Origin of the sequence: Verrucomicrobium sp. BvORR034, assembly GCF_000739635.1 — a bacterium.
GTDB lineage: Bacteria > Verrucomicrobiota > Verrucomicrobiia > Verrucomicrobiales > Verrucomicrobiaceae > Verrucomicrobium.
The window spans coordinates 1-21,691 of record NZ_BATQ01000140.1; the positions used below are offsets into that span (position 1 = coordinate 1).

General features: G+C 60.1%; 18 protein-coding genes, 1 tRNA gene and 1 pseudogene. 9 read left to right on the forward strand and 11 right to left on the reverse strand.

All coding sequences use genetic code 11. The features are described from left to right. Nucleotides 1–169: 169 nt before the first annotated feature. From BV034_RS24005 to BV034_RS24025, 4 genes are all read right to left on the reverse strand, one after another. Complete coding sequence (locus BV034_RS24005) at nt 170–1,174, reverse strand: nucleotide excision repair endonuclease (protein WP_050029507.1); 1,005 nt, start codon at nt 1,172–1,174, stop codon at nt 170–172. Nucleotides 1,175–1,361: 187 nt separating this feature from the next. Beyond that, nucleotides 1,362–1,661 carry a glycine zipper domain-containing protein gene (locus BV034_RS24010; protein ID WP_050029508.1) on the reverse strand — a complete coding sequence of 100 codons (300 nt, stop codon included), beginning with the start codon at nt 1,659–1,661 and terminating at the stop codon, nt 1,362–1,364. Between the two features lie 181 nt (nt 1,662–1,842). After that, nucleotides 1,843–2,196, reverse strand: coding sequence for a hypothetical protein (locus BV034_RS24015; RefSeq protein WP_265593398.1), 354 nt, complete (start codon nt 2,194–2,196; stop codon nt 1,843–1,845). A 407-nt stretch (nt 2,197–2,603) separates the two neighbouring features. Beyond that, complete coding sequence (locus tag BV034_RS24025) at nt 2,604–3,392, reverse strand: hypothetical protein (RefSeq protein ID WP_050029511.1); 789 nt, start codon at nt 3,390–3,392, stop codon at nt 2,604–2,606. Between the two features lie 340 nt (nt 3,393–3,732). Between BV034_RS24025 and BV034_RS24030 the strand changes: the two genes are divergently transcribed. Continuing rightward, complete coding sequence (locus BV034_RS24030) at nt 3,733–4,908, forward strand: sialidase family protein (protein WP_050029512.1); 1,176 nt, start codon at nt 3,733–3,735, stop codon at nt 4,906–4,908. Nucleotides 4,909–5,113: 205 nt separating this feature from the next. Here the strand turns inward: BV034_RS24030 and vccA are convergent, their stop codons facing one another. From vccA to BV034_RS24050, 4 genes are all read right to left on the reverse strand, one after another. Then, entirely contained in the window at nt 5,114–9,220 is a 4,107-nt protein-coding gene (vccA, locus tag BV034_RS24035; RefSeq protein WP_050029513.1) for a Verru_Chthon cassette protein A, read from the reverse strand. A gap of 117 nt (nt 9,221–9,337) precedes the next feature. Further along, nucleotides 9,338–10,039: a Verru_Chthon cassette protein D gene (gene vccD / locus BV034_RS24040; RefSeq protein WP_081888072.1), complete on the reverse strand. Its 702-nt coding sequence runs from the start codon at nt 10,037–10,039 to the stop codon at nt 9,338–9,340. A 38-nt stretch (nt 10,040–10,077) separates the two neighbouring features. Continuing rightward, the gene (gene vccC, locus BV034_RS24045) at nt 10,078–11,187 is read right to left on the reverse strand and encodes a Verru_Chthon cassette protein C (protein ID WP_050029515.1); all 1,110 of its coding nucleotides are present in this window, start codon (nt 11,185–11,187) and stop codon (nt 10,078–10,080) included. A 12-nt stretch (nt 11,188–11,199) separates the two neighbouring features. Further along, complete coding sequence (locus BV034_RS24050) at nt 11,200–11,853, reverse strand: hypothetical protein (RefSeq protein WP_050029516.1); 654 nt, start codon at nt 11,851–11,853, stop codon at nt 11,200–11,202. A gap of 500 nt (nt 11,854–12,353) precedes the next feature. Between BV034_RS24050 and BV034_RS24055 the strand changes: the two genes are divergently transcribed. From BV034_RS24055 to BV034_RS24080, 5 genes and pseudogenes are all read left to right on the forward strand, one after another. After that, entirely contained in the window at nt 12,354–14,486 is a 2,133-nt protein-coding gene (locus tag BV034_RS24055) for a PEP-CTERM sorting domain-containing protein (RefSeq protein ID WP_265593399.1), read from the forward strand. 299 nt (nt 14,487–14,785) lie between these two features. After that, a pseudogene (locus BV034_RS36880) lies at nt 14,786–14,938 on the forward strand (phosphopantetheine-binding protein); the annotation flags it as partial. 471 nt (nt 14,939–15,409) lie between these two features. After that, entirely contained in the window at nt 15,410–16,378 is a 969-nt protein-coding gene (locus tag BV034_RS24065) for a hypothetical protein (protein WP_050029518.1), read from the forward strand. 484 nt (nt 16,379–16,862) lie between these two features. After that, nucleotides 16,863–17,192 carry a hypothetical protein gene (locus BV034_RS24075; protein ID WP_050029520.1) on the forward strand — a complete coding sequence of 110 codons (330 nt, stop codon included), beginning with the start codon at nt 16,863–16,865 and terminating at the stop codon, nt 17,190–17,192. A gap of 136 nt (nt 17,193–17,328) precedes the next feature. After that, the gene (locus BV034_RS24080) at nt 17,329–17,961 is read left to right on the forward strand and encodes a hypothetical protein (RefSeq protein ID WP_050029521.1); all 633 of its coding nucleotides are present in this window, start codon (nt 17,329–17,331) and stop codon (nt 17,959–17,961) included. Nucleotides 17,962–18,494: 533 nt separating this feature from the next. Here the strand turns inward: BV034_RS24080 and BV034_RS24085 are convergent. Further along, nucleotides 18,495–18,568: transfer RNA gene (locus BV034_RS24085), tRNA-Gly, on the reverse strand. Nucleotides 18,569–18,828: 260 nt separating this feature from the next. Between BV034_RS24085 and BV034_RS24090 the strand changes: the two genes are divergently transcribed. Next, nucleotides 18,829–19,692 carry an aspartyl/asparaginyl beta-hydroxylase domain-containing protein gene (locus tag BV034_RS24090; protein WP_081888073.1) on the forward strand — a complete coding sequence of 288 codons (864 nt, stop codon included), beginning with the start codon at nt 18,829–18,831 and terminating at the stop codon, nt 19,690–19,692. 63 nt (nt 19,693–19,755) lie between these two features. Here the strand turns inward: BV034_RS24090 and BV034_RS24095 are convergent, their stop codons facing one another. Beyond that, nucleotides 19,756–20,193, reverse strand: a complete 438-nt coding sequence (locus BV034_RS24095) for a hypothetical protein (protein WP_265593400.1) — start codon at nt 20,191–20,193, stop codon at nt 19,756–19,758. A 176-nt stretch (nt 20,194–20,369) separates the two neighbouring features. After that, complete coding sequence (locus tag BV034_RS36380) at nt 20,370–20,531, reverse strand: hypothetical protein (protein WP_265593401.1); 162 nt, start codon at nt 20,529–20,531, stop codon at nt 20,370–20,372. Here BV034_RS36380 and BV034_RS24100 point away from each other — a divergent pair. Together BV034_RS24100 and BV034_RS24105 are read left to right on the forward strand one after the other, a co-directional pair. Beyond that, nucleotides 20,530–21,003, forward strand: coding sequence for a hypothetical protein (locus tag BV034_RS24100; protein WP_050029523.1), 474 nt, complete (start codon nt 20,530–20,532; stop codon nt 21,001–21,003). The genes BV034_RS36380 and BV034_RS24100 overlap by 2 nt on opposite strands. Nucleotides 21,004–21,026: 23 nt before the next feature. Beyond that, nucleotides 21,027–21,566, forward strand: coding sequence for a hypothetical protein (locus BV034_RS24105; protein ID WP_050029524.1), 540 nt, complete (start codon nt 21,027–21,029; stop codon nt 21,564–21,566). Nucleotides 21,567–21,691: the final 125 nt, after the last annotated feature.

The following is a 21,691-nucleotide window of genomic DNA, read 5'->3' on the forward strand; positions in this document are numbered from 1 at the left end:
GGCCGCAGTTGCCTGCGTCGCTTTTTTTGTCTCAGCCGCTCGTTTTCGGTGCGGGTGTTGATACTACCCCACATCCTCTTTTCGTCAACAACAGGAGGCTCTTTTTTTGAAGATTTTTAAACTCCCCTCCTTTTGAGCCTTGAGTCCCTCACTCCTGCTATGGAGTCCCTCACCCCACCACCCCCCGGCCGTGCTTCTCAACGAACTTCGTCACAGCCTCCACCTGGGCCTGCCAGAACTCCTTCTCCATGGGCGGGAGGCCATCGTGGACGATCGCGGCAAAGGCACTGAGCAGGGGGATGGGAGTGGACTCCCCGTCATTTGACGGTGCCTTCAAGCATTCACAAATCTGCTGAGCCACCTCCGCCGCCGGCAGATCATCCGGAAGCGCCCACGAGATCTCCCGCAGAGCCTTATCCCCCATGAGGCCAGCGGGCAGGGCATACAGCGGGTTTTCTGGAAACAACCAGCGGTGCACACACCGCAATAGTGCCGCGTGCACCCAGCGGAAGGAAGACGGGAACGGTCCCAGGAGCGTGGTATTGACCGGCTCTGCATCTGGTGGCGGGATACCCGGCACACCTCCCACAAGATCTCCTGCCTCCGAGTTTCCCTTGCCGGTGCCATGATGCAGGGCGGCATCCGCCCAAAGCTCAATCCGGAGCATTGTTTGGTGGATCCCTGAATCCTCCGTCCGCTCCCCTACCCCGACCCTCAGCCACCAGGGCGGCGGTTTCCAGACGCCCGCACGGTTGAAGCCGGGGCGGAGCTCCAGAAGAAGCACCCGCTCACGCTCAATGGCAGCCTCGGGGCTCTCACAGATTTCCCACTCGATCTGCCGCACTTGATGCACCAGACGGACCAATCGGCGTGGATGACGATCGGGATGCACGTGGCGGTAGCTGCCCACGCGCTTTCTCAGCTCATGCGACTGGCCGACATAGAGGAGTTTACCACTGGCGTCGCGGAAATAATACACCCCAGGCTCGCGCGGCACCGCCTGCATGAAATTGCGCGGGAACCGCGCACGCATGGGATTCTCCGCCGCGAAGAGGCGCAACTGGCGGAAGACCGGCACCGGAGCCACTTCTTCAACGCGGTCCGAAGGCCCTCCCGACGACGCCCCTGCTGAAAGGCCGTCTGGAAGCGGAAAATCAACCGGGAGAGGGATCATGACGCTGGCAGGAGAACTCGAACAAATGCCACGTCACTGGGCGTTCGTCCACTCTCCTGGGGAGTGAGGAGGCCTCGACCTGTCGGCAAAAACAAACGTGGCCGCCCCAGGGAGGGACGGCCACGCAAGGACTTGGTCGATGAGCCAAGCTGGAATCGAATCGAATCGGCCAGGAAGCCGCGACGGCTTAGTACCCGCCGTAGCCGCCACCATATCCGCCGTAGCCACCGCCGCGGCGGTAGTACTCACGACGCTCATAGTTGCGCTGATCCTGCGCGCCGCCGATCATATTTCCGCCAAGGCCGCCAAGGCCGGCACCGATGGCGGCACCTTCCAGGCCACGGCCGCTCTGGTGTCCGATGATGCCGCCCGCAGCGGCACCGCCGAGGGCGCCGAGTACCGTACCGGTCTGGGCGTTGGGGCCGCTGCTACAGGAAACGAGGCCGACCGTGAGAGCGGCCAGCAAGGAGCAAAGGGTTGTTTTCATAAGATGGTTCAGGGGTTCAAGGTGGGTGGTTTAGAGAAAGAGCCGCGAGACAGGAATGCAACGGGCACGCGAGATTGGACGATAAAATGCTATCCGCCTTCAACCATAAAGTTCACTATATCTTGTGCGGTCAAGCGTCCGGATGGACGGTCTCAAACGTACGCGAGCGGCCCAATAAGACTCACCGCCAACCAGACACTCCATTGGCATCGTCTTCAGCCGCTGCCTCATCCGTCCATTTCAGCCAGTTGTCCCTGCTGCGCTGAAGTCCCGCAGCGTAAGTCGCCAAATCAGGCACTTCCTGCCCAATGGCCAATCCGGCTTCATTGAGGGAGGCAGCCACAGCCAGCAGGTCCCCTCTCCCAAAGAATAGCGTGGGCACCCCGGGCCGGAGGAGGGTGTACCTCCGGCAAGTGAAGCACAACTCCACGACCCCGACTGGCGAACCATGGGGATCATAGAACACTACAAGCTGCCGGGGAGAAAAGCACGCTGCAGGATCCAACTCCAGCCGACTGCCCAACAGCGACTTCATCACACTGATGGCAACAGCATTCTGAAGCCGCACCTAGTGTGCTACGCGGCTCACCAAGTCACCGACGTTGAGTTCACCTTTGGAGTTCCGGATCGAATAGTCCGACCGGGAACCCATTTTCCCGACTGGATCATGCATCGAATAGGCCATCACGAAATTTCCCGGGGCCAGCAACTCCCGGAGGAATATATCGGCCACGTCTCCACGAGAAGCCGTCATAGCACGACCGGCGGCCCATGAACCGGGACCAAAGACCGCTAAGCAGGCAGTGCGACCCCTCACTTCAGACGACACCTTGGGAACGATGGGAATGCTGGCCGCCAACAAGACCGCCGTCGCGCCGGCCAAAAGCGCCAACGAAGCCCGGACGAGATCAGAGCCCATGGTGCTCCTTGGTTCGTTGAAACTCATCGGGCCGCCTTTTTATTTGCCCCTGCCTCAGGCGTTGCTGCCGACTTCCCTTCAGCACGCTCGCTGAGAATGAATTCCTCGTACGCTTTCAAGGTGTACTTTTCATTTCCCAGCGGAAGACCAAGTTTATCGAACAGACGAGCAACCGTGAGGAGGTCGCCTGTGTCCCAATTCCCTTCCCGGGCAGCAGGAGCAACCCGAAAACTCTCGCACTGAAAACAAATCTCCAGCCCCGCTTTCACCCTGCCAAAGGGATCGTAGAAAAGGACGAGGTGCCGTGGCGAGTAGCAGTCCTTCATATTGAGAAGCTCCTTGCTGTCCAGCAGCGCAGCCACCAGAGGAGCTGCGTCAGCCTCGCACACCCGCGCCTCTTTTACTTTGCGGCTGATCAGCGCAGCAATATCAACCATCACAGAGTGCTGCGAATTTGAAGTGTTCAGAACTCTATGCGTCAGGCTCCGGGAAGTCTCTGCCGCCAGAATCTTCTTCGGTGAAACGGCCCCCTTCTCTTCCGCCCAAGCTCCACCATCCCCACTGCCGAATGGATCGCCACCAGGAACTTGTGGACGGTTGTCTTTGTCTTCTGGATCGCGCAGATAGTAGGCAACGATGAAGTCGCCCGGCTCGAAAGCCGCCTTGAGCCACGCCCCGCTGGTCATACGGATCGTTGGCGCCATGTTGGCAGCATCGTTTACCATGGCCTTGTCATCGGCGGCGATAGCCTGACGGACTAAGAGCGGGGCAAGGCCCGTACTGGCCAATGTGATAAGTGCGCGGCGATTCATGGGGGGGCAGGGGATATTTTTCGACAGAAGCACAGCCACCGTAGCGAAACAAAGAGGGCACTGGAAGGTGAAAGTGCGAGTTGGATCTAATGTGCCTACGAAAGCCCGGAGAATGGGAGGAGGAGGCATGCAGTCGGCTGGCGCAAACGGTGTCAAGCCACCCTACTCCAAGACGCTTCGCGCGAGTGGGAAATGAGAGGCAGATTGATATGTTTGGCCCCGCGAGACTTCAGGTCTTGAGTCTTCCATCTCCCGCGAAGCGGGCCTCATGTTACCATAACACCACTTTGCACCCCATGGTCTGCGCGAAACCGCCGCTGGCCCCGTATTTGCCAGACGCATGAAACACCTCGCACACTCACTTCATGGTCTGACCCGGCTGGCGATGGCCGCGGCCTTGTTTCCTCTTTCCCAGTTGAGCCCCCTTCTGGCCAAAGACTGGACCGTTCAGGCAGCGGAAGACGCGAAGCTGGACCGCACCTCCGTCCCCTACGAAGGCATCAAGCCGAACTCCATGGTGTGTGACACCACGTTGCGGGAACTTCCCGACACCTCATGGATTCTCTTCATCCTGGCTGGCGGCGACACCGAACCCTCCCCGCTCAACTACACCGGCGTGACCCGCAGCAAGGATCAAGGTAAAACATGGACACCACTGGAGTCGTTCGACGTGGGCTTTCCCCGTGAGGGCAAGACGATCGGCCAGGGCCCAACGGAGCTCATGATCCGCGACGGGCGGGCCACGCTCTACTTCTCCACCCACTCCAAGCACTGGGCCAATGACTGGCGCTCGTGGTTCCTGACGAGCGATGACTCCTTCAAAACCTGGAGCAAGCCTCAGGAGGTGCCGGGCCGCCTGAAGGAGCGCACCTTCATTCGCAACCACATCATCACCAGGGACGGCAGAATCCTCCTCCCCTTCCAGCACTACGTTGGCCCTGAGGCAGAGCAGGACAAAGCGCCCCTTGACCGCGCTTTCACAAATCCTCGCAATGGGGTAATCATGAGCAGTGATGGCGGCAAGACCTGGACAGAACACGGCAACATCCGCCTGACCACAGATGACAAATACTTCGGCTGGGCAGAGAACAACCTGGCAGAACTGAGTGACGGACGCATCGCCATGATCATCCGTGGCGACAAACTGGGAGGAGTCCTCTACTACACGGAGTCAAAAGACGGCGGCCGGACCTGGCCCGAGTTCGCGGAAAAGACAGACATCCCCAATCCTGGCAGCAAGGCTACTCTGTACTCGCTGGGCGGCGATACAGTGGCGATGCTGCACAACCCCAATCCGAAGCGCCGCACGCCAATGGCTCTGTGGATCAGCTTTGATGGACTGAAGACCTGGCCCTACCAGCGCGTGCTGGTGCCGGAATCCAGCGACGGCCCGAAGGGCAACATGAACTACCCGGACGGCTTCGTGAGCAAGGACAAGCAGTGGCTTCACTTCGCCTACGACGACAACCGCCACCGCGCAGTGCACTACAGTGCGAAGCTTCCGCCGCTGGAGTAGAGGCTTCCTTTTTGGACAGGATTGACAAGATTTTCAGAAGATTAACAAGATTGGGTTTTGCGGAATTTTGAGCCCCAACTCTGACTGGCAACGCTGGCAGGGTTGGGGCTTTTGGTTGAGGGAGTGAAGCGCCCCCCATCACAACCAAACCGGCGACAGCTCAGGTCTTGAGTCTTCAAGTCTTCTGTCTCCCGCGCAGCGGGCCTCACTTCGCAAAATTCCGGACCTGGCGGATGCGCCAGGTGTAGAGCGTGTCCAGAGACTTGAGAGCGCCAGAGTCGAGATCAGTGGCGAAGGTCCCCGCATTGAGCTTGGCCATGTAGTCATACTGACTGGTGGAGAGCGCAGGATCATTGGGGTCAATGGCGCGCTCCACAAGCGCATCACCTTGCGCTGCCCCCGTCACGACGTCCTTGGCGGGATCGAAGGTCAGCGGATCACTGGTGCGGGCTTTCCTCAGGCTCTGGACGAGGTAGTGCACCCGGAAGGTGTTGGACCGGGTGGTGAGACGTGGATAGAGGTTGGCGTAGGGACGCTCCAGAGTGTTGTCCCCGGTGAGCCTGTGATTGTCCCAGTACTGCGTCATCTCCACACGCAGGGCGTTGGTGCTGGTCGCGGAGATGCCCTGGCCTTCAGGTACGAGGAATTGCTCGCAGATCTCGCTGGCGTGCTTGAAGAAGCCGCCGCTGTTGAACTTGAGGTCCCACTGGAGGAGCGTCTTGTCCACATCCAGATAGTGCCGCCAGCCGGTATTGACGGAAGCGCTGGCATAGTCCTTGTAGGTCGCTCCAGCATCGTTGGGGATGGCCAATAGCCGCTCGCTCTTCAGGACCGCATGCAGGCCGGTGGCACGGCGGATGTTCGTGAAGGGCACAATGCGATAGTTCATGTTGATCTTGCCTGCGGTAGAAAAAGGCTCGCTGATGGCATAGGGCTGCAACACCGGCATCCAGAACCAGTCCAGCACCGTGTGATCCGGTGGCGCATTGGGGTCGCTGCCAGCGACAGACTGCCCCCTCTCACCCACATGTCCAGTGGGTGAAAGATTCGGCCGGAAAAGATACGTCGTCCAAGGCAACCCCGTAACCACGCCCGAGGAGATCGAGCCAAACATGACGGCAGACGGGATGAGCTGATTGGGCGCGCTGGTTTGATTGAGCTCCTCCGGGCGCACTCCGTCCCAAGGCCGGGCAGAGAAGTAGGGCGGGATGGTGCCATCAGCGATCTTGGCCACGTCATCAGGTTTGTTCCAGTAGGCACCATCAGGCGCAATACCGGTGCCGTTATCCCAATCCCGCGTATCACTGGGGTCCAGGCTGTAGGGATAGTTGGCTGGCTTGCCTGGGAAGTAGAAGGAGGACGTCGGAAGGCGCGTGAAGTCCGGTTGAGTCTTTTCCGCATACGTCACGCCCGCGGCAAGCCCACGCGCTGGACGGGCATCCACCGGTTGGGCCACAGCGGAGTTCGGGCTGCGAGGGTCACCCTGCTGCTGACGCTCCCACTCGCCGCCTGCCTTGGTGAAGGAGTGGATCTGCAGCTTGTTCTGCGCTTCGCCACCCGCCTCGCCAGGATTCCAGTCCGGATGAGGCAGGAAGAGCTTGTTGGTCTCGTCATGGCTCTCTTCATACTCCCGCATGGAAACCAGGCGGTAGTCACCATGGCGTACCGTCCAGGTGCGGACAACATCCCCGCGGTCAATCACCTCTGGCGCACGCGCACGGTTGGCGCTGGCGGCAGCGATGCGCTCCCGCCAGGTGGGAAGCAGGGCCACCGGAGCCTTGGGCACCGGCACCTCCATGCCCGTGGGAATGGTAATAAAATGCCGGATGCGGGCGTGTTCGGGACCATAGTTCACATAGCCACTGTGCAGCTCTATGGGCACGATCTTGGCAGGATCCTCATCGCTTGTGATGCCAACATGTGTGTCCGCACTGGGCACGAGGAAGTAGCCCCGACTGTAAATGCTTGCCTGCGTCTGGTTCGAGACCGTCTCTCCGAGTTGTGGCATGTAGAAGTTTGCCTCACCGATATTTGTGATGTTCTTGACATAACCTCCGGAGCTGCCGATACCGGTCTTGGTGGGAGCGTCCACGTAGAGGCTGCGCCCGCCAGAGCCGCCCCACCCGATCCACCAGTCCGCACCTTTGGATACCTTGGTCGACGCCCCAGGCATGGGAATCCCGGTCAGATAGCAGAGGTGAGGCACGCTGTGATTCCAACGACCCCACCTGTTGAAGCCCGTCTGGGTGTAGGTGGGGTCCGCCCCGGTAACCACCCCTCCGGCCAATCGGCCAATTATCCCAGTTTGGCTGGTGACAAGGCGAAGCTTTTCCAGCCCCACCACCCGAACACCCGCAGACGGCGCAATCATAGAGTAGCCCTGGCTGGCGCAGAAGCCTTCAAAGACGGTGCCGATTTGCACAGCCTTGTAGCCGACTGGTAGCTCTAGAAGATTGCAGAGAGGCTCATTAAACTTGGGGCCTGAGGTGGGGTTCTCCGCAGCAAGGCTGAGCACAAGGCCAAACTCCGAGAGCGTATAGATGCGGTTGAGCGCATTGGCCCGGATGAGCAGGTCCTCTTGGAGGTGAGTGGCAATCGGCGTGGGCAGCGCTGATGTGGCTACATTGATGATCTGCCCATGACTCTCGGTTCCAGGAAAGGATGTAGTGCCCCAGGCACCCTGGTCGTAAGAATCCACCTTTTTGCCGCTGGTGGAGAGGGTGGTATCGTGGATGTTTGTCTGGCGGACGTACTCCAGCATGGAGATCAGACCAGCGGCCATGTTGGCCTGGCCGTACTTGTCCTTGAGTGAACCGGCGTAGCCTTGCTTCGTCAGCGTGCTCAGCGCCACGAGATAGCGGGACAGGTCCGCATTGCCACGCAAGTTTTCCGAATTGGCTGCCGTGCTGTTGGAAGAGCCGTATTCCGTGAGCGCACTGTTTGGATTAATGTACCGCCTGTAGTAGTAGGGCCTGCCACCCAGAGTGGCGGCGAACATGCCGAGACGGTCGAAGGAGGTGTAACGGTTCGAAGTGGTATCAGGATCCCAACTGGTCGGCCACAAGGAGATGCGCGCGGTGCCCGCCGCAGTAGTCTCCGGCGCACGGCTCTCCGCGGTGAGGAAGAAGCGCAAACGAGCAAGACGATCAGGGTCTCCCGCCAGGAGTGGCTGCATGGCCCTTTGGGCGGGCGGAGCGCTGCCGGGAGCCTGCAGGAGGAACTCATCAATGCTGGCGTAGAGGCGGTCCTTGTCAAACGCGACCGGACTGGCGCTGCCACCAAGAATGCCGGTGGCGGATGCCCCCGCGCCAGTACCGCTGCGGAAGTTCACCCGCGGCACCATATCATAGATCTGCTGCAGACGGGCATTCCCCTGCCCCACACCAGGAGTCAGACGCTCACGGGGAAAGAAGACACTGCTGAGGCTGGTGGAGGCAGGGTGCCCACCAAAACGCTGCACCTCATTCCTCACCGGGGTCTGCGTCGCATAGGCCACATCCTCCGGAGTGGCAGCGCGGGGAGTGTCCCAATGAATGCCCTCGCTCGCAGTGTTCACGTTCACCTTGCTCGTTTCGTCATCCGTCCAGAAGGCGATGCGGCCAATGATGGGATTGTCCACACTGGGCGTGGTGCCGCTGCCCTGATCCAGGAAAGGCACAAACTGCTTCGTCGCGGGGTCCAGCACTCCATACGTTCCGTTGGCGAGTTGGTAGATCCACCTTACCGGCATGGGCAGCCGCTGATCTTCCGGGAAAGTACCGGGCAGGTGCACTCCATCCACTGAGGAGCCCCCCACTGCCAGGTTCGCGGTATAACGGAACCCCTCAGGCGTGGTATCACCAGGTGGAGGGACCCCGGCATTGCCCGCCATGGCGCGCGGGTCAAGCACGGGAAACGCCAGCTCCCCGGTATCTCGAATCGCGGGCTCATTGAGATCGGCATAAACCTCCGGCAGACTCTGCCAGGAGGGCGGAATGTCCGTCTCCAGATTGAGCGCAGCGGCAGTGAGTCCTGTGGCAGAGGTCACCATCTCCCCTGCGCTGTAGAGCTTGTAGATGCGGGAGGGCGCACCGGAATTGGAGGCATAGGTGCGCACGGCACCGGGCTGGGAGATCCAGACGGCATTGCTCTCTGTGGTACCCTGACGGAGTTGGCCAATCGCGAGATTCACCGCCATGTCCCGCAAACTGCCAACATCCTGCGCGGCGGCCTGCTGGGTGGAGGACTGATACTGCACGGTTGAGAGTCCGAAGAACATCACCACCACGATGGTGATGAGGGCAATAATGAAAAGGACCGGAAGGAGGGTCATTCCTGATGGACGGGGGGTCATCGGCAGCAGGTGTGAGGGGGTTTTTCGCAAAAGCGGGGTTGGAGTTGTGGGATTGGAGGGAAGAGAACGAGGGCGGCTGGCGATCCCGGCAGCACCTCAACGGCGGTACACGCGGGCACGCGCCGTGCGGCTGTCGATCTGGATCGTGGCGAAGTCTGCGGGCAGATCGTCCGCGGAAGCGGTCACGTCTCTTTCCCGCACCACAGTGAGCGTCCATGACTGGCCCGCGGGCAGAGCGCAACGGCCGTCAGGAAGGAAGACGAACTCCTGATATTTCCTCAATCCCCCATCCGGGCCCGCCACTGTGCCGCTGGCCACGGAAGGATGTTCCCCCAGCAAGGTGGAGTAGGCGTCGGAAGGATGAAACACAAAGCCAGATGGCAGCCGCTCCGGCGATGAGGCAGCTTTGAATTCCGGCTCGTAGCTGCCTGGCAGAGGGCGCTGGTAACCGGTGGCGGAGGGATCTACAACTGCCTCCACCATGCCGATCTGCACGCCCCGCCATGAGAGAGCCCCCAGATCATCCCTCTCCTCAGTGATCCGCACGATGACCGGGCGGTTCTTCGTCATCGCGGTCTGGCGGGCCGTGTCCAGCTGAGTCTTCACATTCTGAATGGCCTGACGGAAGTTCATAGAATTCACCACCCCCTGGGAGACACCTGCTGTAAGTGAGAGCATGAGAGCCATGATGGTAACCACCAGCAGCAGCTCGATGAGAGTGAATCCGGCCTGACAGCGCGCAGAACTCCTTCTTCGATCTAACCACAAAACAGCTCGGGAGGTCGGAGGGGTGCTCATGAGACTTTGAGGCAGAGGGTTGGAATGCCTCGCGAGGCTTAGGGGAGTTCATTCCACCGGGCGTTGCGCAGCCGGATGGTCGTGGAGAAGGTGCGAAAACGCAGATTCCTGTCTGTGAGGGCGCTTTCGAACTGCTCAAGATCGGCATCAAACTTCGTGGCGTCCTGGAAGATCCCCGAGGGATGGAGATTGGGCATCGCTGAGCCGCTCTCCTCGGCGAGCCGCTGGGCGGAAGGCTCATCCAATGCCACCAGCGTGACCCGCAGCATGGGCGGGAGCTGATGGCGGGTGCGCTGCATCAAGGCAATGCTGGTGGCTGCGTGTTGATAGGCCCGCGTGTCATAGAAGTAGGTCGGTGCGATACCCGTCTCCTTTTCCGTGGTGGCGGTCTCCGGCACGGGGCTCAGGGGACTGACGACGAGCGCCACCACATTCTCCGCCAGAGTGTGCGAATGTCCCGCAGCAGCAGCTGTTCGGAACCAGGAGTAGAGCCCGGCAGCACTGGTCTGGTTGTTCAATCCCGCGGCATAGGTTCGCAAGGCCTCTGCAGGCACCTGCAGTTCCTTAAGCCGGAAGCGATGCCGGCGAGGCGAGGTGGATCCCGCATTCAGGAATCCGGCCCGTTGACCGTCATCGTCGCCGAATTCGAGATAGTAACCCCAGCTGTTCAACAAGGTGCCAAGCTCACTCCAGGCCGGGTTGTCGGTGAGACCAAAGGTCCCGTGAAAAAAGATGGCATGTCCTGGGTGAGATCCAGCAGAAAGCAGGGCATTGGGCCCGCTGGTGGCAGGACCGCTCACGAAGTGCAGATCGGACTCCAGATCATAGCGAGTGGGCACCGCGCTGGTGTCTGGCGGAGAACCTGGATACTGAAAATCATAGTAGGGATTCAACTCACAGGTGGAGAGCCGGCGGGTGATGCTGTCAAAGGCCGCCTGTGACTCCTGAAACTGACTGAAACGGGCTTCACCGATGCGCAGCTGATTGAGCACGGCGCCCACCATCTCGCCCATGGCAACCAGGACGATGGAGAAGATCGCCAGACTGGTCAGGAGTTCCACCAGACTGAATCCGCGTGAAGGTGGCCGCTGGAGATGGGGACACAGTGGGGGCTTTGCGCCCCAGGAGGCGGGGATCGGGGGCTTCATGGGTGGAGGAGGTCAGGCACCCTTGCCAGTATTGATGATGAGCCCATGCCCCACCCTCACCGAGGCCGGAGTGGGTTTCCCCTGCTCGAGCGCGGTGAGCGCCTCCGTCAGCAGGCGCTCACCATGGCGGGCACCGGCGGGTGAGATGAGCGTCGTAACCTTCCGCTGCATCCCGTTGCTCACCGGAGCATTGCCGGTGGTAAGCGTGAGTCCAGGTGGTGCAATGTGCACCTTGGCCACAAAGGCAACCTCAGGGCTGTTCTCCCCATCCTTCACGAGATGGCCTTGATCATTGAAGTAGAGGGTGTCCCGCCCCCAGTTATCCAGGTCCTTCCAGCGGGCCTGTTGCATCTCACCGAGGAGTTGGTTGGTGATGCGGGAGCCGATCGTGTTGACGCCGGCCTTGAGGCTCGTTTCCATGCCCATGGTAAGCATGCCCACCAGAGGCAGCATGACGGAGACCACGAGCCCCACGGTGACAACCATTTCCACCAGGGTGGAGCCAGCAGCGTGGGATCTGCGGCGTCCTGCGCAGACGCGCAGTCCGGGCTTGTCAGCAGCGGATGCGGCAATCGCCGGAACATCCCACATGGGAGTGAATGACGGGGCATCTGCCGGCTCCAGGCCTGTCGCAGCACTACGGGGGTCGTGGATTTCCAGTTTCATAGGAGGGTGAATTTTGAAACCACCTGGCATCATAGCGGAACGCGTGCCGAAATGAATAATATTTATCAATGCAAACTGGACCCAAAATGATGCAAAAGTGATCCAAGGCACTCATCACCCGCTTTTTCACACGCCATTTTCAGCTCACTTTCCGCCGCCGATCCTTGTTTCAAAGGGCTCCATTGGGTTCCTCCCCATAACACATCACCACCCTTGTCCACCACGAAAAAACAGGGACACCAGCGGCATCCAGGGCCATTTTTTCACTTATAAGACCCTGTTTTTAGACCAAATCTCACCACCAACCCCTGGAGTCAAGCCCCGCACCAGCGGGCCTCCGAACCCCATCACTCCACGGCTCACATCCTATTAACGCACTTAATGGTATGAATATGACCTGACAAAAGTCTACAACTCAGCCACCGGCGAAACGGCTCCACACTGGCAAGGGGCACGCATTCCGCTACCATACGGCGGCATCATCAACTCCTGAAATGCGCATGATGCCTAGAACCCTCTCCCGTCGGCCCATTCCCTGTGTTCCACGGAAACCCCTCCGCAGCCGGGCTGCACGGTTGCTTCTCAATACCCTGCTCCTGGGTCTGACCGCGGTCGCAACCCATGGCCAGTCAGTCTGGCAGGGCACGGTCAACAATTCGTGGGCGACGGCCGGCAACTGGTCAGGCGGCGCACCGAGCACGACCTCCGGCAGCCCGTCGAACATCAGCATGGGAGGCTTTGACCTCAACGGGGACACGCTGACACTGGATGGCACCTATCACGTCAACAGCCTCGTCGTTTTGGGCGCGGACTACGGGCTCACCGACAAGCAGCTGGCAGCTGCGGGCACGGCGGGATCCAAACTGGTATTTCAAGCCACAGCAGGCGGCACGAACCCCTCACTTACTCTTAACATGCTGGGGACTGGCACAGTGACAGATCACCGCAGCCTCACACTGGGGGCTGACATGGTGCTGGAGGACGACCTCACGCTCACCCGCGTCGGCGGAGGCTCCACCAGCACTTTCCGCCGGGTGACGCTGGATGGGGTGATCAGCGGAGACGGGGCTTTGACCCTTACCAGCAACACCACCTCCAGCGGTGGACGCATCCTCTTCAACCGGCACAACACCTTCACCGGCGACGTGCACATCCTGGCGGGGTATGTGGCCCAGGCCTATGCTGACAGTTTGGGTGCGGGAAACAAGACGCTGTACTTTGCCGACACGGGAGCGGTTACCTGGGATCTGACGGCAAGCACCATCAGCGCCGCCAACGGGGGCACCACCATCAGCTACAACATCGCCCTCTCCACCCTCAGCGGAGCGCGCGCCCTCCTGCTGCATGGTGGCACCACGCAACGCCAGCTCAGATTTACCGGCAACTTGACTGGCGGCTCGGCAATTCCGTCCGTGGTCTCGCTCTGGCTGATCGCACAGAACAACCAGCAGCTCATCTTCGAGGGGGCAAACATGTCCTTTGGTGGCAAGGTGACGGCGCGATACGGGTCTGAAGTGGTGATCGCCGCGGCCAATGCCAGCGGCGTGGCGTGGGAGAACGTCTCAGAGATCTCGTGGAGCGAGACGCTGCTGGCTGGCACCCACCAGTCAGGCTTTCTGCTGCGGGGAGACTTCACCTTTCATGGAGATGTGTCGGTGATGAACACGACATCCGACTACACCGACAAACTAAGTGTGGGGCAAATCAACCACAACGGTGCCGCGTATGACGCCACATTCACCGGAGACATCCGCATTCTGGAGAGCGACTACCGCTCGGTTAACCTTGTGTCAGAGAGCGGGGGCAGCGCGACCTTTCAAGGCAACATCGTGATCGCGGGGGAGCAGGGCATGGATGTGAATCAACTGGTCAATCCCACGACAAGCGGAGGCACCATCAGATACTATGAAGCGGCCCCCACGGGCACTGTGGTGCTGGGGGCAACATCCCGAGTCGCGTCAACGCTGAACGGCACGGGTTCCATCGGAGTTGCGGAAGTCATGCGAGGCACCCTGTTGGTTAACACCTCGCACTTCTACGGCAATTTGGATGTGTACGCAGGAGCTCGCGCGGGCGGCACCGGCAAAGTCACGGGAGATGTCTTCTTGTACGGCGGCGCACCAGGTGGTGAACTTTCCGCAGGCGGTGGCGCGACTTCGCCAGTGGGGAGTCTGGAGGTGACTGGCACTGTGTATGTGAATGCCGGAGCCCGGGTGGTGTTTGACGTGGCCGGGGCGACCTTCAACGTCGGCGGCACGTCAGTGGAGGACATCGCCACTCTGTTTGCCTCGCAATTGGAAGACGTGGGAGATCATGACCATCTGGAGATAACAGGGGCCTTGAACCTGTCAGCCGTCCAAAGCCTCCACTTCAACCCGCTCAACGGCTACAAGCCAACCTGGGGCGATGCCTTCCACCTGCTGGACTTTGGCGTCCTGAACGCCGGTGCACTGACAGCGGAACAGATGTGGCTCCTGCCAACCCTGGCGGATGCAAACTGGGAATGGAACTTTGACCTCTTTGCCCAGCACGGCATCCTGGTGGTGACACCCGAGCCGACGCGGGGTGTGCTGTTGCTGCTGGCAGCTATGGGAGCCATCCTGCGCCGAAATCGGATGAAGCGCACATTCTAAGCAGACGGAATGCGGGTGACCGAATTGAATGGCTTGGCCATCACGCCCTTCTTTTGCATTTCAAACGTCGTCTCATTCAATGTAAACTGATGCAAAAACGGGCTACACCCTCAGGGTGGGTCCGCACTTCCGCTTCCGTTTGCATGTCTCAAACCTCCATCATCTGCCTGCGCTTCGCCCTTCTCACGCTACTGCTTACGGCATGTGATCCCAAGTCCTCCCCGGCCCCCACCCCTCCTGTAGCACAGCCCGCCGCACCCACTCTATCCGAGCCTTCCCCGACCACGCCCCTTGCCGCGGTGCAGTCCATTATCGCCCGGCAGCTCAAGGTCCCCGTTGCGAGCATCAAGCCCGAGTCCACCCTCGCCTCCCTCGGTGCCGATGACCTTGACGTCGTCGAGATCGTGATGGCCACCGAGGAAGCGCTGGACATCACCATCCCCGACGAGGCCCTCGGTCCGATCCAGGCCCCGCCTGGCACCCCGCCCCTGCCAGCCCGGCTCACTGTTGGAGCATTTGTCGGCATTGCCTCCGAAGCCCCCCAGGCCAAATTCACCTCCCCCAAGCTCGACGAACCCCACGACGGCACCCTGCGCCTCGCCCAAGTCGGAGCCTATCAAGACCTCAGCCAGCTTCCCAACCCCCGGGGATATGAGCTCGTGTTCGTACCAGAGCTCTCCGCACTCGAAGCCGCTGCCGCACAAAAGCTCGGCCAGAAACTCACCGGGCCGGAACGCCTCACGCTCAAAAACAAGGCCATCGTCATGGCCATGCCTCCCGCTGACGCTGCCAAGTTCAAGGAACAACGCAGCCGTCCAGCAGCCACCGGGGTGACTACCGCCCCGCATGCACCTGAGTCTGTCGCCCCAGCGACTCCGCTGAAATGAGGAACCTCGTCGCATCTGCGACATCACCCCTTCACCATGCAGCCCTTGCTCGCCGGCGGCGCCCCCACCAGTTTCCCTGATCAACTGGCTCTCACGGTCACGGCACTCATACTGGTCTTCCCGGCGGCATGCCTTCTCGCAGCGTTGCTACAGCCTGCACCCCTTTCAGCCCGGGCTCTTGAGATCCTTAACACTTCCACCCGTTGGTGCCGATATGCCCTCGGCCTCGCCATTTTCGGCATTGCCATGGTCGAGCTTTCCATGCTCCTGCAGGGCTACGCCATCTACGACAACCTCAGTAGCCATGTCTTCTGGGTCCACCCGCATCTTGGCACTGGCACCGTCTCTCTGCTCCTCATACTTGGCTGCCACCTGCTTCGCCGCAGGGCCTCCCCTTTGCCGCATTCCCAGACTCTCACCGCGACTTCAACCTTCGTCACTCCCTACAAGGCGTGGGCCCTTCTTCTCATCATCGCAGCGGGTGCTGCTCTGCTCTTCCACCGCCATCCGTTGTTTCACATCCCCGTCGCCATTTGGGCCATCGTCATCATCACAGCCTCCGCTATCGCCGCAGGCGACTTCCTGGTGCCATTGCCGGTCCTCACCGATCCCGCCCACCCGTCCACTCATGCCTCCACTCTCTGGCGCACACTCTCTCGCACCCTTCTTGTCGCCGTTCCCAGCGTGCTGACTCTCGCACTCACCATCGCCGCCTCCCTGGGCCTCGCCCGCTGGCAAGAACATCTGGCCCGCCGCCATGGTGATCACCTCGTCAGCCAGCTTGAGGAAATCACCCGCCACGGCACCCAGCACTATCCGGCGGCACTCCCCCACGCTCCCGAGTTCATCGCCCCTTGGTATCTCACTGTGTCCGTCACCTACCTGCCCGACGACTCTCGACGGGGCTACCACCTCAGCCACCCCCTCGCCCTCCATCCAGGTGCCCAGATGCGCCGCGACACCCATTCCCCCAACTGGTACTGGTGGGGCTCGTCCGACTGGTAAGGCCCTGGCCTTCAAGCCCCTGCAAGCGTGACGTCTCAGCCTCCGCGCGGTTCTGGAAACCATACAAAAAATCCCCTTCCCTTGCTCCGCCTCTGCATTACAATTGCGCCCGGCCAGGAGGCTCAGCGCACAGGGTATCTTACATACACCGCTGAACCTCCGGCGTTCAATGGTCTATGTCCAGTGATGGGATTCAACCTGACTCCACTCCAGAACTTAATAGCTACGAACTGACACTCACAGACGGGACCCTCCTCGTGGTACATGCCCACCGAGTGAGGGTGCTCCATGAGAAACTGCGCTTCGAGACAGACGGCCAGGAGCCGCTCGTCATCCCTGCCAGTTCCATCGTCTGTTGGGAAGCCTCCCGGTAAGCGAATCGAACATTCTCGCTCTGCCTGTTCGATCATCCTTGTTTCCCGTCGTCACCACCAATCGCTGTTGGCGACTGCCTGACCAATCCGTTCCTGTTGCTCAGTCATTCATGCAATCCGTCACTTACGCGATCAACCGACCGGTCGCCCTTCTCATTCGCGAAATCCTGCGGAGCACTCCACTCGAGCACGAGTGGGAGAGTGCCGTGATGTGGGATGGCAACCACGACTCACCCGCCGCAGCCTCGACGCTCGACTCCGATGCCCCAAAGCTTCACGCCACCGTCAGTGTCGACCTCCTGGAACGGCTCACGGAAGCTGTCTTCAACACGGGCCAAATTCCCACCTGCGCAGGGAACGATGTGGACCGTCGCGAAGTGGCCAACTTCGTTCACCGCATGAACATCACCGCGAGACGGCGGTTGAACGCATGGGACTGAGAAACAATGAGGGCGCCCCACCTGCTTACTTACACACTACCCAAAAGGATAGGCGAATTTCACCGACCCCATGAAGTAAAGTCTTGATCTATGTGGAAAAACCGGATTTTTATGAGGGCTCAGTTATTCCACGCATATGAAAATCAAACTCTTCATTCCAATGGTTCAGGGAACCCATTTCAGGTTCCTGGCAAAAGGCTTGCTCGTCACAGCAGGACTGATGGCTTTTGCGGTCACGAGCGCATTTGCGGACTCGGACACAGACGGGGACGGGATCAATGATGACATCGACCCCTATCCCGAAGACAGCAGCAACTACAGCTCTGCGAATGCCGTTTCCTGGTACGGCGATGTACTGGGCGATGCTGATGGAGACTCAATCCCCAACTATCAGGACAGCAGCCCCTATCCTCAAGACAGTGATGGAGATGGGCTTTCGGATTCCGTTGATCCTGCGCCTAACGATCCGTACAACTTCAGCGGCGTCAATTCGACAACTTGGTACGGCGACGCGAATGGCGATTCGGATGGCGACGGCATTTCCAACTTCTCCGACTCGTACCCTTATGACTACTGGAACGGATGGGGCGATCCAAATGTAGACAGCGACAGTGACGGCCTCATAGACAACCAGGATCCCGCCCCCTACGACCAGAGCAACTGGAGCCCATGGAACAGTCTAACCTGGCCAGGCTCCTCAGTGAATGGCGACGCCGACAGCGATGGGATTTACAACTTCTGGGACTACTCACCCTATCCTGAGCCCTGATTCTTTTTATCGAACCAGCTCCGACATGGGCTCCTGGCGCTAGGCTGGGAGCCCTTCTTGTTGTTGAAGCTGACTTACTCATGAGCGCAGGGCACCAACCGCCCCTTTTCACAAAACAGGGCACCCTTGTTCATGCAGAGAGTCATGATGGACTCCTGCCCCGCCCCAGTTCAATCTTGGGCCCCGAGACATTCCGAGGGTACCTGATGTTGATAAACCATGACGTGATGGTTCGGAGGCACAACTTGGAAGCGGTTGGGGCGGCATGATTTGCAATCCTTCCCGATCTCAAGGCAGCCAATGTCCACCCGCCATGGGCCAGGCCAGTGGACGATGGAATGTGGCGACTTCCATGGTGGAAGCAGGGGGTGTTGGCGACTCGAACCGTGTCGCCACCGAGGGGTTGCTCCGTTCGGAAGAAGCGGCCAAGGAAGACGCCGAACGTTGCATGCGGCGACAACTGCACTTTTAATCGGGAGTCCCAGCTACTCCTGAAACCCTTCCAGAACACGAGTCATAACTCGTTCATTCTGTGGAGCGGGCGATGAGAATCGAACTCACGTATCAAGCTTGGGAAGCTCGTGTTCTACCATTGAACTACGCCCGCATTCGCACAGCGACACCATCTCTGGCACCTGCGTGGGAGGGATTCTGCCCGCCAGGCTAGAATTGTCAAACCAAAAGAAAGAGGAGAGGCACCAGATAAGGGAATTCCCGCTGCCGACCCGAAAATGCACCCCATCTCCCCACCCTGCATCCGCCGTACTATCGGTTTGCGGAACTGGTCGTCACCGCTTCTACCATTCATCCATTCTCATTTGCAATTTTTCATTCCGAATTCCTAATTCCCCATTCTGCATTTACCCCATGTCCGCTCCTGCTCCCGCCTCCCTGCCTGTCGCAGCCAGCCCCGCTGACACTTCAGCCACTGAATACAAGAAGCAGCACGCGCTCGGCAGTCTCCCTCTGCTGGCGTACGATCGCACCCATCGCATCAAGCCCGCCGCCACGCCTCTGGGCCAGAAGCTGGAGGCCCTGCAGGACTGGGTGGAAGACGTCATCGCCCGCTTCTCGCCCTTGGGAGATCCCCCGGTGTACAGCAACAAGCACTTCCCCTGGGTGGACGACGTGGAGGCCGACTGGCAGAGCGTTCGTGCCGAGCTGGACCAAGTCATGAAGTTTCGCGACGCCATGCCCAGCTTCCAGGACATCATGAAGGAAGTGGGCGATATCCAGACGGACGACAACTGGAAGACCTTTTTCCTCAAGGCTGTGGGCATGGACTGTGGCGAGAACTCCGCCCGCTGCCCGGAGACGATGAAGCTCCTGGACAAAATCCCCGGGCTCACCACTGCCTTCTTCAGCATCCTTTCCCCCGGTAAACATATCCCCTCCCACCGTGGCGCGTGGGCTGGAGTGCTGCGCCTGCACGTGGGGCTGCTCGTCCCCGAACCTCGCGAGCAATGCCGCATTCGCATCGCCAATCAGATTCACACCTGGCAGGAAGGCAAGTGCCTCATCTTTGACGACACGTGGAACCACGAAGTCTGGAACGATACCGACGGGTATCGTGTTGTCCTTTTCATCGACTTCGAGCGCCCCCTCAAGTGGCCGCTCAGCTGGCTCAACCACCTCATCATGAATCTCGCCCCCCTCGCCCCCTTCCTCCGTGAAGCAAAGGGTAAACAGAAGGCTTGGGAAAAGAAGATGTGGGGTGGGAAAGGTGCTTAGTGCTTGGTGCTTGGTGCTTGGTGCGGCTGCTTGAACTTTGAAGTTCGGCGGGCGCACCGTCTGTTACTCGGTCGCACCATCCCCGCCGCCGGCCGCCACCCGGGTTTTCGTACGGCCTTTGACCTTGAACTGCCGGTCGTAGATCAGCACCTCCCCCGCATGGTCTTCAGTGTTCTGGATCAGCGACGAGCCCATTTGCAGCTTGAAGTTGTTTCCTATCTCAATCCGGTCCCCCAGCACCAACGCCCGGCCGGCGCGAAAGGACATACTGCCCGCCGGCTCGCCTCCATTTAGCCTGACGCCCGTCACATCGACCAGGCTTCCGTCCGCGTTCACACCCTGGTACTCCAGCTTCCAGCGCGCCCCGCCTATCTGCACCTCCCTCACCCCCTCTGTCTTTGCCTCGTGGGGTACCGCCGGCTTCCCCTCCGCCCAGACCGGGGTCAAATTTGCAGCGGTCAGGACACAACCCATCAGCATACATGGAAGGAGTACTTTCATGCCGCTCAGGCTAATTCCGCTCCACAATCCAGCAACAAAAATAATATCACCCCCCCAGCCCGCTCCTGCCCGGAACCATTAGACAAGCCGTCCCGCGCCCGCCTTCAGACCCCGTTGCTTTTCTCCATTTCACACCCATCATTCCCCACCCGCCCCTTTCCCAAAAAGGTTTCCCCCTAAAAAGACCGCCCGATGTCCCCAGACTCGCCCCCTCCGCTCCCCCAGCCAAAGTCGCCACCGGACTTACCCGCTCCACACACCGTCGCGGCCACAGCCACAACCACGCCGCCCGCAGCCGCCCCCCGCCCTCCCAGGGCACTGCTGGCATTCGGGATCATGAATCTGTGCTTCGCGGTTTCTGGCATCGGCTCCAGCCTCTTCCCCATCATCAGCTCGGGTCAGAATCCTGTATCAGGAACGCCGGGAACCTCGGCACATCTGTGGCTCTTCGGCATCGGCACCCTTGTGGTCGCGTTACAAATTGTCGCCTCTATCGGCCTCATCCGGCTGCGGGAATGGGCGCGGCAGACCACTGTCGTTCTCGCCAGCCTGCAATTCCTTGTTTGCACCGGCGGCATTGCCGTGATCACCGGCATCCTCCCTCTGCCAGGAGGCCCACAGGCATCCGCTCCCGTGACTTCCACAGATCCTTCCATTCAGGGAAAGCTGGAGATTCTGAATGCTGTCTTCGGCACCTTGGGAGCCATTTTCAAGGTTGTCCTGCTCACGCTCTTCACTCTATCTCTCACTTACAGTCTCCTGCAGATCATCCTCCTCACCCGCCCCCGCGCTCGCCAGGCCTGCCAGTAGAACACTCTCACCTCCCATTCCCCATGCAACCTCCTACTCTCCCCATCCAGAAGCCGAAGACACTCCTCGTCATCGGCATCCTCAATCTGGCCTTTGCCGCGTTTGGCATCTTCGGCCTTCTTTCCAGCATCATGATGCTGGTCAAGCCGGAGATGTACCCCGGCAATCCCGTGCCGGCCATTCTGCAAAATGACGCCACTTACGCCGCCTACTACAAGGTCCTCATGGGCTTTTCGTTAGTCCTCATTCCTGTGCAACTGGCTTCTGCCATCGGCCTCATCCGCGGACGCGAATGGGCGCGCAAACTCACCCTGGTTCTGGCCGTCCTCGCCGTGGTGGTGGCCACCGTGAACGGATGGGTCAGTCACACGCATCTGTCCGGCCCGGTCATGGTTGAGGCGATGAAAGGTGCCGGTGGCGACGCCACTACACAAAAGATCATGGAAGTGACCATGACCATCTCCCTGATCATCGGCCTCATCGTCTCCGCTGCCTGGGCCATCGTCCAGTTCGCGTTGCTGTGCCGCGCCAAGGTGCGGGCTTATTGCAAGATGGCGAAGTAGCTCGGTTCTGGGTTCTCAAAGCTTCGAACCACCAGTCCCACCAAGGGTTCGATCTACTCCTCACATTCTTCGGCGCGAAGCGTCTTGGAGTGCTGGTGGCTTGACACAGCCTTCGCCTGCCGACG